Below are 12,322 nucleotides of genomic sequence, written 5' to 3' on the forward strand. Positions count from 1 at the left end.
GTTCTCTCAGCCCGGTGCGCAATTGCGCCCGCGCTCCATTTCGCATTGCCGCTCGAGCAGCGCACGCGCCTGCATGCCGATGTCCTGTGCGCGGATCCAGTCGGGCGTGCCATGGTCGAGACCGCCCTCGGCAGCCTGCGCGCTGCGTAGCGCCAGGCCGTACTGACCGCTCATCACTTGCTGTTCGGCAGTGGCCAGGCGCGCGCGCGCCGTGTCGCCGCGCGCGGCATAGACTACACCGAGCTGGTACCAAGCGAAGGGATTGCGCCGGTCGCGCCCCACCGCGGAACGCAGCACGCGCTCGGCTTCTTCGTAATTGTCGCGGTCTTCGGTGGCGATCAGCGCGTGGCCGAACAGGCTGGCAATCAGCGGCTCGGCATTGGTCAGCGCGGTCGCGCGGCGCAGCGGTTCGAGTGATTCCTCGGGGCGGCCCGATTCGAGCAGGACCTGACCCTTGAGCTCGAGAAAGTACGGATCATCCGGGTCGATCGCGAGCAGTTGATCCGTCGCGCCGAGCGCGAGGTCGACCCGCGCGTTCTGGTGATAGGCATAGGCCCGCGCATACAGCGCGGGGACCGTCGCATCGGTTTCGGGATAGTCGCGCAGGGTGGCCGAGGGCTTGGCTAGATAGCCCACAAGCTTGGCTTTCACGCGCTCGAAATTGGCCTGGTTGCGCGCATCGCGCGGACGTTCCCAGGCAGGGTCCTTTTCATAGACCTCGCGCAGCGCGGAGATGCGGTCGCCCGAAAGCGGATGGGTGCGGTAAAAGCCCGCCTCGTCGCTCTGGCTGTAGCCATAACGATATTCGCGATTGAGCAGCTTGCCGAAGAAGGCCAGCGAACCGCGCCCCGAAATCCCCGACTTCGAAAGATACTCCGCCCCGGCGAAATCGGCGGAGGATTCCTGCGTCCGGCTGAACGCGAGAAACTTGCCCATGGCGGCCTGTTGTCCGGCCATCATGATACCCATTGCGGCATCGCCTGCGCCTGCCAGCGCGGCGCCGATACCGGCGATCATCGACAGCAGCGATATCTTCGTCGCCGCAGCAGCGCCCTCGCCATAACGGAGGATGTGACCCCCGGTGATATGACCCAGCTCGTGCGCAATGACGCCCTGGACTTCTTCGGCGCTATCGGCGGCATCGATCAGCCCCGAATGGATATACACCGCCTGGCCGCCCGCAACGAAGGCGTTGATCGATGGATCATTGATCAGGATGATCTCGACATTGTCGGGTTCGAGCCCGGCCGCTTCGATGAGCGGCGCAGAAATCTCGTCAAGGAAAGCCTCGGTCTCGGCATCGCGCAGAATGCTCTGCGCGGCGACCGGCTGCGCCGCGAGCATGGCGGCGGCAAGGAAAGCAATGAGGCGGGCAAGCAGACGCATTGGGACGTAGCCTAAGGCCGTTCGGCCTGAACCGGAACTGAAAGATCGGTCACCCGCCGCGCGAAGGCGAGGATCGCTTCGTCGACGTCGCGTGATCCGCGCCAGGGACTCGCCAGCGAGATCAGCGGTGCGTTGTGATCGAAACCCGCGTGGAAACGCGTTTCCACAACGGCGCCCGCTTGTTCCAGCGCTGCGGCAAGCGCGCGGGTGTTGCGCGGTTTGACCAGCGTGTCGTCCTCGCCATGGATCAGCAGCATGGGCGGTGCCCCCGCACGCACATGATTGATCGGCTGGGTCTCGCTTCCCGCGCCAACCGATCCGAAGGCCTCGCGGCCCGATGGTTTGTCGTAGGGGTAGAAGTCGTACGGCCCCGCGAGGCCAACTGCGCCGCTGAGATTGATGCCGCTCCCCGCGAGCCATTTCTCCTCCAGCGCAACCTGCACGACATTATAGGCCCCCGCCGAATGCCCGGCGACAACGATGCGCGTCGGATCACCGCCATATTGCGAGGCCAGCCGCGCGGTTTCGCGGATTGCCGCAGCGGTATCTTCGAGCATGGCGGGATAGCGCCCGTCCTCGGCGAGACGGTAGCCTGCCAGCACGACCACGAAGCCTTCGGGTGCCAGCGCGCGAGCAATGAAACCGTAATCGTCCGGATCGCCCCAGCTCCAGCTGCCGCCATGGACGAAGATTAGGATCGGGAGCGGCTCGTCAGCCCCGGCGGGCGTGTAGATGCGCAGCTTCTGCGCGGGATGTTCGCCATACCGCCCCTGCGACACCAGCGTCACGCCGCGGGACCCACCGGTTACGCGATCGATCCCGTCGAGCACGGCCGGACCGTTGCTGCGGACCGCCCATAAAAAGACGCCGCCTGCGAGCAGGAGGACGACCAGCAGTCCGAGCAGGATTTTCATAATGCGCCTCATGCCAGTTCCGGGTCGGTCGCTTCGACCGTATCGACGATTGCCTTGGCCTCGTCATCGGCGAGTAGGCCGATCGAAGCGAGGAAATTATGCCCGGTGTCATAGCTGTTGCCGAGCCATAATGGTACTTTTGCCGCCTCGAGATTGGCCTTTGCGGTTAGTTCTTCGGGGGTCATCCGTTCGCCGACCTTGCGGATAAAGATCGCGCGGACCCGGCCTGGGTTCTCCATTGCGACATCGGCAAAGGCGGTCAAATCGCCCTGGCTGTCATCACCGATCAGCGCGAATTTCATCTCGGGATAGGTGGCGAGGATGTCGTCGATCGCGGCGCGCTTGTGGGCACCGTGGCTGGAAGAGCCGAAGGTCTCGCGGTTGAGGCCCCAGTCGCGCAGCGCGATCGGCCCCAGTGGCAGGCCGCGCCCGCGGATATAGGTCACGAGATAGCTGAACAGGTTCCACGGGCTCGACGAAACATAGAAGAACGGGCGGTGGGTGGCCGGCTGGCGGGTTCCGGCCTGGCCGCTGCCATCGGCCAGCACTTCGCCGCCGCCCAGCGCGTTGTAGAAGACATCCGCCCCCGGAACGAGAATGCGTTCGGCGGGCATCTCCATGAGCACGCGCCGCCAATTGCGCAGCACGGCGCGGAAATCGCCAGTGATGCCGGTTTCGATGATCGTATCGTCAATGTCCGAAATCACCGCAAGGCCGGTGTCGTCTCCCGGCGTGAGGACATGCGCATCGAGACACTGCTCCGCGCCATTGGCGTGCCAGTGGATGACCACCGTCTCCCAGGCGGGGTGCGCATCATATTCCCACTCGGGATCAAGCCGGATATCGAAATGCACGAAGCCCTCGCCATCGGTCAGCCCCTGATGTCGCTGACTGGCTTCGCCCGGTCGTGCAATTTCGAGCTCGACAGGGAATTCAGCGACCTCATGGCTGGCGAACTGCCCCAGCATGGTCTTCGCAGCGCGCCATTTCCCGCGCTTCTCGAACTCGCCCACGCGGGATCGCAAAGCACGCGCGGTCAGGCGCAAACGGACACGGTTTCGATAGCCGAAATAGGGCTGGATACGGACGGGCGCGGTAGGCAGAAACGGCATCGCCCCCGCGCTAGCCGGTGCAGCGCGGGGGCGACAAGCCTTTTGTCCAGAGCAGGTTTCTAGCCGAGCAACTTGCGCGCAGCCCGTTCGACCAGCGGCACATCCTCGGGCACTTCGCCAATCACTTCCACGTCGCCGTCGGGCGTGCGGCGGACCATGACGAGCGCGAATTCCGCGCCGTCCTCGTCCAACTCGTCGAGCGACAGCGTGTCGAGCGCGCGCAGCTTGCGCGCAAGGCTGGCGCGGACCGCCTTCTTGTCGTCGACCGGCTTGCCCTGCTCTTCCTTGCGCAGACGGCGCTCTTCATTGACGATGCCCTTGAGGCCGCCTTCAGCCTCGCGCAGGAAAGTGGCGAGCGTGCCGCGCTCGACGCCGACGCGGTGGGCATGCGTCAGCACGGCGGCGTATTCGGTGAGCCGGGTCTTGTCGTATTCAGCCCCGAAGACGAGCTTGACCACGGGGGTCATCGGCGCGCGGTCCTGATAGGTCAGGCTGTTGCTGGCCAGCAGTTCGTCGAATTCGGCGGGGTTGTGCTGCGCCTCGAGGCTGAAATCGTAGGCGCGGCCAACCGCGGCATACAGCGTCTTGCGGCTGCGATCTTCGGTGCTCTGCGCAGCCTGCGCCATTTCGCGCGCTGCGGCAAGGCTGCCGTAAAGGCCGTCGGGAGTGACCCCATCCTCCTCGACCGGCGCTTCTGCTTCAAGCTCATCCTGAGACCATTCTTCGCCATAAGCGATGGATTCTTCGAGCGGCGCGGCGGGCACTTCCGGCTCGTCGTATAGCTGCTGCTCCTCGAACGCCGGCTCGTAGTCGCCCGCTTCCTCGCCGGCAACGATGGCAAATTCGGTGTCGTCTTCGTCGGGTTCGCTCTCGTCGGTCCCGGCCATCGGCTCGAGCCATTGCTCGGCCGGAGCATCGTAGGCGGTGGGCATGGGCGGCGTGAATTCAGCGCCCTCGCCGTGGAAAGCATGCGGTATGGGCGGCGCGGTCTCGTCGCCCGTCAGGTCGACGCTCTTCTTGGCCCGCTCGCCGCGGCTCACCAGCGAGATCAGGCTGCTCGATGTCTCTTCATCGGCCAGTGGATTGACGACATCGGCAACATCGTCCTCGCCTTCCTCCTCTTCGTCCCATTCGGGCAGGCCGTAATCGGCGGCGGTCTTGATGCTGTTGTCGAACTCGGGGCCATCGTCGCCTAGACCCATGCCGTCTGCGATCGGGCCGCCCAAGGGATTGCCGAGTGCATCGAGGCGCGGGCCGGAGGAAGCGGGACGGGGGCTCGCTTCCATCGCGACCTCTTCCGGTTCGTCATCGGCCGTCCCGAATGCGGGCTGCGGCAAGGGGCCGTGTCCGTGGCTTTCCATCATCTCTGCGTTCCCGAGTTCGAGTACGTCTTCGCCGTGTTCGGCGCGCGCATTGGTCGTCAGCGTTTCGGCGGTTTCGACGGTGTTGCCGTAATCCGGCGCGCTCCCGAGCGACTGGTCGATAGCCAGCAGGAGCTCGTCGGCGGTCTGCTGGTCGGCCATTTCCTTCCAGTTGATCACGCCATAGATGAAATCGATCGTCTGGTTGTTGCTCGAATAGGGCAGCAGGATGCCGCGATAGAGTACCGGCGCGCCGTGGGCGTCGATGAACTCGGCCTCGAAGCCGATCGGCGCCTGGTTGGCGAGGATCTGCATGTAATGGTCGGTGATCCGGCTCAGTACCGAACGTCCGGGTACTTGCGACAGCAGCGCGGGACCACCGTCGAAATCGCATTCATACGCGAGTTCGGCGCCGACGAAGCGGACCATCGGATCGTCGACATCGTCCGACAAGTCGAGCAGCACAGAATAGGGACCGAAATCGCCCAGCTGTTCGGGGTGGAGCTCGGCAATATGCGGGAAGTCGAGATCGCCGAGCAGGCTGGCCCAGTGATTGTAGGCGCGCACCTGCATGCGGCGCTCGTCCTGTCCGACCGGCGAGGGCGGCGGATCGAGCTCGGCGTCGGACTCCTCGGCATAGTCGTCGCCGAAGTCCTCCTCCGCATCGCGCGAGCCGAAATAGCCGCCTAGCCTGTCAATCACTGCGTTGGTCCCCGCATTCTACTCATTCGAAAGGGGTATGCGGCGCGCGTGGTAAACATATCGTAAAGCGTATTGCCTGCGGCGATGACCAGCGCGTGGGACCTCAAAGCATGTAGCGCATCCGGATAGTGAGCCCGCGATCTTCCGCGCCAATATCGACCGCCGCGTCGGCAAAACTGGGCGGACCCATGCGCACCTTGGCATCGCGCGAGAAACCGAAGCCTTCACGTGGCATCATGCCCAGCGCGCGGTCGGCCTTGCCATTGGTATTCTCGTCATGGAGCAGCGCGATGGCATAGCGTCCCGGTTTGACGTTGGTGAAGGTGAAGGACACGCTGCCTTCGTGCGCCGGCGCGGTCGCTCCATGCGCCCCGGGCACGCCGCGGCAGCGTGGGAACTGATCCTCGTCCGTCGTCATGCAGGCGCGCACGATACCCTTGGCATTGCGTAGCTCGGTCACGGTCACGGTGATCGTCGCACCCGTCTTGGGTGTCGGCGGCGGCGGCGTCGCGGCTGCCAGTGCCGCGCTAAGCGGCAGCAGCCCCAAAACGGCCGCGCGGCTCACGCGTTGGGGCTGAGGCCGCGATCCGTACCGCACAAGCGATCCCAGAAGCGGAAATAGAGGCCGTAATTGCATCTGTACTCTTCATGATGACGCTGGTGGTGGCTGGCGGTTATCAGCCAGCCGCCTAACGCCGAGTGAACCAGTCGCCGGGGAAACATCTCCCAGCCCATGTGGTTGGTGACGCCCATCACGGTCATCACCAGCAATACCAGGCCGAGCATGGCGACATGGATCGGGATGAGGAAGACCAGTGCGGGGATCACCACTGCGCCGGTAATCGCCTCCCATGGGTGGAAGCTCATCGCCGCCCACGCGGTCGGCGGGCGGCTGGCGTGGTGGACCGCATGCATCGTGCGAAACCACGCTGGCCGGTGCATCAGCCGGTGCGTCCAGTAGAACCAGGTGTCATGCGCCATCAGGAATAGCAGCGGCGCGAGCGGCAGGTACCACAGCGGGTAATCGTTCCAGCCGGTATAGATCTGCGTCCACCCGCGCTCCTGCCAGCCCCACGCGACAACGCCCGCGGGAATGCCGTAAATCGCCGCCGAGGCGAGCGACCAGCCGATTTCCCGGCGAATCTGCGGCCCCAGCCTGGCGTGATAGCCGGGCCGCACGCGCTGCGTGACTGCAGCGAAAATCCCGCTTGCGGCAAGATAGCGCAGCGCCACGATTGCGGTCATCGCGAGAACGGACAAAAGAATGGCGGCCCACATCATCCGCGGACCTTAGTCTGCCGCAGGCCGCGGGGGAACAGGCGAAGTGCTAGTCGGGTGTGCCCCAAGGCGCGCATTGCGGGTCGAGCCCAACCGTCGCGCGGCGTAGTGCAGTGCGCGCAAGCCGCTCGACCTCGACCTTGCGGCGCGGGGCGGCCAGCGGGTGGAGCGGCGCAGGGCGGATGATCTCGCCGTCATAGCCATCGGCAACTATGATGCCGCAGCAATCGGGGCGATAGCCGTCGCCTTCCAGCGGGCTGCGATCGAGCCCCGGCGGCACGCCCCAGTAGAAGCGATCGCAATAATCGAGGTAGTCGGGCCATTTACCATCACCCAACAAGTCGCCGCGCTGCACCTTGATCTCGACGATGACCACGCGGCCCTTCGGATCGATACCCATCAAATCCGCCCGCCGGCCGTTCCTCAGCGGCATTTCTGCGAGGCACCAGATATCGTTGCGGGCAAAAAGTCGCGCAATGCCGCGGGCAACAATTGCGGCCGTTTCTGCTGTGGCTACCGAATCCGTCATGCTCCCGAACTGGAACAGAGGGCGAACATCGTCAAGGGTTATGTGCCAAACCGGCTGTCCGGGCAGCGCAGTCGATACTGGCGGAGCGGATCGTTCAGTTAGCCTCGATGAGGTCGACAATGGCTGTCCGCGCGGTGTGGAACTCGCGCCACAGCGTCAACGCGGCGGCGGTCGTGTCCTGGCCCTGCGCCGTAAGCGACAGCAATGCGCGCAGGCCCGGCTGCATTACTGCGGCGAGGTCTTCGATCCCGTGTGCTACCATTTCATAGTGCCAGCCACCCCGCTCGGCCGCGCGGTGTGGCAGCTGCTCGATTTCGGGTGTCGGCGCCTCGCGCCCGAGCTGGGCCAGATTGCCCACCGCAGCAGCCGCTTCATGCACCGCTTCCCATTGCGCGGCGAGGATGCCGATATTGGGCGTCGCCCGTGGTCCCGTGTCGGCGGGCGGCAGCATGGTGGCGTGGGCCAGGTCGAATTCGTGGGGCATCGCGCTCATGACCGTGGAAGGTACGAAGCCAGTCTTGCGAAAAGCCTAACGCGCGCATCGCGAGCGGCCCGTTCGTTTTAAGGCTGGCGAGCGCGACCGCGCTTTGCTAAGCGCCCCGCTCGCCGAAAGGCATGCGAAGCACCCGTAGCTCAGCTGGATAGAGCGCTGCCCTCCGAAGGCAGAGGCCACAGGTTCGAATCCTGTCGGGTGCGCCATTATTTCAATGACTTAGTGCTACGCCATTCCTCCCGTATGGAATGAGTATGGAAAATAGGGGGTCCGGCTGGCCCGGCTTCGATGTGCCCTCAGTGGCTCGCAATCCAGCAATTGTGGCTCGGCTTCCAGTCCAGGCATTTGCGGGTCCTACCTGCCGAATGCGCCAGCATTAAGCGCTAGCTGACTGCCTTTTCTTCGGCTGCGCCGGTTCGGGCATTAGTCTTAGTTAGAAATTACAGTTTGACCTGAGACGGCTTGGCAACGTGACGCGGACGAATTGTATGGATCGCAGACAACTCGCGGAGATTGGCGAGTTTCAATCGTCATTTCAAAGCCTTGTCCCGCAATGAGTTGTCTGCGGCTCAGCGCAAACCCGCTCTACTCGCAGGCGGGTTGATTCCGCCCAAACTGCATTTCATCAGAATTTATAACGGCTTACGTCCCGAATTCGCGGGGTAGGGTGTGCTCCTGTTCCGAGATGAGAAGAACGGTCGAGAAGGGCGAGTCAATACGCTGGCGCGGCAACGTATCACTTCCGAGTGGATTTCGAGCCTCGCTGGCGTTTGAGGCTGCCTGTGGGCCTTTAACAGAATGTCTGGTGCTGCGGAGTCCATGGAGCACAGCAGACTGTAATTGCGGCGTGCGATGCGTCTTTCAAGCCTCCCTGGGTTCGTGCGCGTCAGGTCCAATGATAACTTTCTTGCAAACGGAAACGACTCCCAAGCGAACCGATTGTTGGAACGCTTTTGCTGTGGTGATTGCACATAAATCGCTTATAGAATCTAGATGAATGAAATTGGCACAAAAGCTCACTTTAAATCTCGGGCACGGCTTCTTCAGCATTTGGGTGATCAGCTGATTGGCACGCCGCGACTGGCAGTTTTTGAGCTTGTAAAGAACGCCTATGATGCGGACGCCTCGTACGTAGAGATAAAAATCAAGGGTTTAGGTACCAGTAAGCCCAAAATTACCGTTCGTGATGATGGGGTCGGCATGACCCCGGAAACAGTTCGCAATGTGTGGTTTGTGATCGCTCACGATCACAAGGAAAAACAGCTCAAAAGCCGGATCAGAACCGAGAAAGGCCGGTTGCCTTTGGGTTCTAAAGGTCTCGGGCGTCTTTCTGTACACAAGCTTGGCAACAAAATTGATCTGATTACGCGGGCCGAAGGCGAGCCTGAGGTTGTTGTTCGCATCGACTGGAATGCGATGATGGATCATGAGTTTCTGGATGATGCGGAAGTCGTCATCGAGGAGCGCGAGCCAAAGGTCTTTGATAACGACACGACGGGTACGGCTATCAGGATATCTGAATTGCGGGACGTGCACTGGACGCGAGGAGAGATCCGTCGCCTGTACCGGCAGATAACGTCGATATCATCGCCATTTGGGAAAGAAGCCCGCGACGATTTTGACGCTTCACTGAAAGTGCCAGACTTTCCCGAATGGATCGCAAACCTTCCTGACCCGAGTGAGCTCCTGAAGAGGGCACCATGGAAATACAGTTTCACATTTGATGGTGAGAAATTCGAGTACGAATACAAGTTCAGGCCGATACCCGGCATTTCGCGAGAAGCACGCGAAGTTGTCGAAACGGATGTTCGCCTGCTTGTTCCGCCAGCGCCGGTCGATGATGATGACCCAATCTTTAGCGGAAAAGCGCAGACCAGCACGCTAAAAAAAGTAATCGCTGATCTGGAGATGCTTGATGGCATCGGACCGATATCGGGCGAATTTTTTGTTTACGATCTTACACCGAAGATCGCGAGTATGATGGGAGAGACAAAGCTCATTAAAGATTTTCTGGATGAGAATGGCGGCATCAGAATTTATCGCGATGGAATAAGAGTATACGACTATGGTGAGCGGAACAACGACTGGCTCGGGCTGGACCTGAAAAGAGTCAACAACCCCACAAAAGGAATTAGCCGGAATATAGTTGCCGGGTACATCTCATTGAATCAAGAAGACAGCCCTGCACTGGTTGAAAAGTCTAACCGTGAGGGTTTCATCGAGAATGCAGCATATAATCGCCTGCAACGAATTGTTCTTGGCGCCATTGAGCCGCTTCAGCGAGAAAGGGAAGTCGATCGCAAAGCAATACGTGAATTACTGGGTACGGTTCAGGATCCCGAGACAAAGAGTATTCTCGAGCCTGTTTCGAAGATAAAAGCAATTGCCAGTAGAAAAGGACTTTCATCCCAAGTTGATCCACTGCTGGACCGAATTGAACACGAATATGCTTCAATGAAAGAGCGGCTGCTTGTCACTGGCATTTCTGGCACCAGTCTGGCTGTCGTTTTTCATGAAATCGAGCAGGGTATCCGATCTTTGTACCGGAATCTGGAAGCCGATCCTGCAATGACAGTCGTGGCAGAGCAGGTTCGGGAAATGATGCGGCTCCTTGACGGTTTTTCCGATTTGTTGCGCAAAAAAGATCGCAAGATCGTCGAGTTGAATGCCCTCATAAAGCGGGCTCGCGATATCAATCATCTTCGGTTCCGACATCATAAAGTGCGCCTGAACTGTCCGGCAGTCGAAGAAGATGCTCCCAGGGTTTCGGTATCATGCTCATTTGGTTTGACGCTTGGGGCAATCACCAACATCATTGACAATGCCATCTTCTGGATGCGGACGCGCTGGCCTGATGATGACGAAGGCACCGGCCGCGCTATTTATATCAATATCGAAGACGATTTTGAAGGCGGACCTGCAATTGTTATTGCTGACACAGGCCCCGGTTTCCAAGACTCGCCCGTCGAGCTCGTGAGGCCCTTCTACTCGCGCCGCCCCGAAGGAATGGGAATGGGCCTGTATTATGCCAACATGGTTATGGAGCTTAATGACGGGCAGTTAGTCTTTCCTCAATTGTCCGAAACCAATGTTCCGGATGAGTACGACGGGGCGGTTGTGGCACTAAGATTCCCGCAGCAGGGACGCTAAAGATGTTTATTCATTCACGGTTTGTTATCGTTGATGACAAGGAGACGCATCTAGACGGGATCAAAAAGTCGCTCGATTTTCTGCGTCTGGACTGCCACTCGAAGCTGTATTCTGATGAGACTGTGGCTGACTGGCAAAAACTGCCCGGTATGCGCATACTGTTTCTCGACCAGAACCTCATAACCGGGGCTACATTCGGCGGCGAAACAAAAGTAGCTTTTGCGGCCCTCGCTGACGTGGTCTTCAAACTTGTTTGTCCCGAGAGCGGTCCTTATGGCCTGATACTATGGGCCGAGCAACCCGATCTCGAGGCGCTGAAAGACAGCTTTTTCGAGAGGTTCACAGGGGAAGATGCCCAGCTTCTCCCGGTATTTTTCACCTCTCTGAGGAAGGGAGATTATATCAACACCAATACCGGTGAAATTGTAGATGCTCAGAAACTACAAGTCGATATTCAAGACAGGATATCGCAAAGTCCGCAGCTTAACGCGCTGCTCTCTTGGGAAGCAGACGTTTCCGCCGCGATGGATGCGGTACTGCGGTCCGTTGTTAATCTGATTCCGGACGATGACAGGGCTTCTGACAACTTTGGCCCTGAACTCGGAAAAGTCTTTTACCGATTATCTCAAGCAGGCGCAGGAATCGAGCGTGCGACAGAATCGCCAAGGGAGGCAATCAACCGTGTTCTTGTCCCAATTCTGGCAGACAGAATAATTGAACACGATCCGAGTAGCGGGAACAATTTCGACTGGCAAACTGCATTGGTAGATCCAACTGAATCTCCATCAGTCCCGGCGCAGGCTTCGGTCAACAGCGCCATTCACCTGTCTTTTGCCCGTTCAGAAGGCAGCGCGCCGATCAAAGCGACCGACCTTGGTGCTGTCGTTCAGATTCCTGACAATGACGTATCGGGTTTTCTCGCTGGTCAGTTTGGATTGACGGAAGCAGAGTTCTTGGCCGAAATCTTCAAAGTGAATGAGGAAGAGTGGAAAGATTGCCGGGCCAGAATGGTGCAGATCGGAGCTCCTTGCGATTTTGCACAACCCAAGCCGGGGCCACTGTTGTATCTTTTTGCGGTGGAATGGCCGTTTGCCAATAGCGACGGGTGCAAAAATCAAGGAGCGGACCCGAAGCGCAATCTAAGTGTGGATACGAAACGCAAACCCAAGGATCTAGAATGGCAATCTCCCATCTTGCAATTTGAAGATGGGTTGAATGCAGGTCGAATATCGATTTTCAAAAACCTAGCGATAAGCATTACGCGGAAAGATGCTGAAGAGAGCTTGACGCCGCTATACCGGTTCAGAGACGAAATTATCTCGCAAATCACTCATTCGTACTCCAGGCATATTTCCCGCACTGGAATTGTGACTCTTCCGGAAAGATGAGTCAGCGCA

10 protein-coding genes and 1 tRNA gene are annotated in these 12,322 nt (G+C 59.9%); 3 read left to right on the forward strand and 8 right to left on the reverse strand.

Translation table 11 applies throughout. The annotated features are described in order from the left end of the window. Window positions 1-6 precede the first annotated feature (6 nt). From N6L26_RS11235 to N6L26_RS11270, 8 genes are all read right to left on the reverse strand, one after another. The gene (locus tag N6L26_RS11235) at window positions 7-1,386 is read right to left on the reverse strand and encodes a M48 family metalloprotease (protein ID WP_263605651.1); all 1,380 of its coding nucleotides are present in this window, start codon (window positions 1,384-1,386) and stop codon (window positions 7-9) included. 11 nt (window positions 1,387-1,397) lie between these two features. Continuing rightward, window positions 1,398-2,300: an alpha/beta hydrolase gene (locus N6L26_RS11240; protein WP_263605652.1), complete on the reverse strand. Its 903-nt coding sequence runs from the start codon at window positions 2,298-2,300 to the stop codon at window positions 1,398-1,400. Window positions 2,301-2,308: 8 nt separating this feature from the next. Continuing rightward, window positions 2,309-3,412: a phosphatase domain-containing protein gene (locus tag N6L26_RS11245; protein WP_263605653.1), complete on the reverse strand. Its 1,104-nt coding sequence runs from the start codon at window positions 3,410-3,412 to the stop codon at window positions 2,309-2,311. A 59-nt stretch (window positions 3,413-3,471) separates the two neighbouring features. After that, window positions 3,472-5,475 (reverse strand): hypothetical protein, encoded by a 2,004-nt coding sequence (locus N6L26_RS11250; protein ID WP_263605654.1) that lies wholly within the window; start codon window positions 5,473-5,475, stop codon window positions 3,472-3,474. A 103-nt stretch (window positions 5,476-5,578) separates the two neighbouring features. Further along, on the reverse strand, window positions 5,579-6,040 hold the full coding sequence (locus tag N6L26_RS11255; protein ID WP_263605655.1) for a DUF2141 domain-containing protein: 462 nt from the start codon (window positions 6,038-6,040) through the stop codon (window positions 5,579-5,581). Beyond that, window positions 6,037-6,753: a sterol desaturase family protein gene (locus tag N6L26_RS11260; protein ID WP_263607304.1), complete on the reverse strand. Its 717-nt coding sequence runs from the start codon at window positions 6,751-6,753 to the stop codon at window positions 6,037-6,039. The genes N6L26_RS11255 and N6L26_RS11260 overlap by 4 nt, the downstream gene beginning before the upstream one ends. A gap of 49 nt (window positions 6,754-6,802) precedes the next feature. Next, window positions 6,803-7,282 (reverse strand): MmcB family DNA repair protein, encoded by a 480-nt coding sequence (locus N6L26_RS11265; protein ID WP_263605656.1) that lies wholly within the window; start codon window positions 7,280-7,282, stop codon window positions 6,803-6,805. Between the two features lie 94 nt (window positions 7,283-7,376). Then, window positions 7,377-7,775 carry a hypothetical protein gene (locus tag N6L26_RS11270; RefSeq protein WP_263605657.1) on the reverse strand — a complete coding sequence of 133 codons (399 nt, stop codon included), beginning with the start codon at window positions 7,773-7,775 and terminating at the stop codon, window positions 7,377-7,379. Between the two features lie 129 nt (window positions 7,776-7,904). Between N6L26_RS11270 and N6L26_RS11275 the strand changes: the two genes are divergently transcribed. The 3 genes from N6L26_RS11275 to N6L26_RS11285 all read left to right on the forward strand — a co-directional run bounded on the left by N6L26_RS11275 (window position 7,905) and on the right by N6L26_RS11285 (window position 12,313). Then, window positions 7,905-7,981, forward strand: a tRNA-Arg gene (locus tag N6L26_RS11275). A 787-nt stretch (window positions 7,982-8,768) separates the two neighbouring features. After that, window positions 8,769-10,925, forward strand: a complete 2,157-nt coding sequence (locus tag N6L26_RS11280) for an ATP-binding protein (protein WP_263605658.1) — start codon at window positions 8,769-8,771, stop codon at window positions 10,923-10,925. 2 nt (window positions 10,926-10,927) lie between these two features. Continuing rightward, window positions 10,928-12,313 carry a hypothetical protein gene (locus N6L26_RS11285; protein ID WP_263605659.1) on the forward strand — a complete coding sequence of 462 codons (1,386 nt, stop codon included), beginning with the start codon at window positions 10,928-10,930 and terminating at the stop codon, window positions 12,311-12,313. Window positions 12,314-12,322: the final 9 nt, after the last annotated feature.

The sequence above is a fragment of the Qipengyuania sp. SS22 genome (genome assembly GCF_025736935.1).
In the GTDB taxonomy this organism is placed as follows: domain Bacteria; phylum Pseudomonadota; class Alphaproteobacteria; order Sphingomonadales; family Sphingomonadaceae; genus Qipengyuania.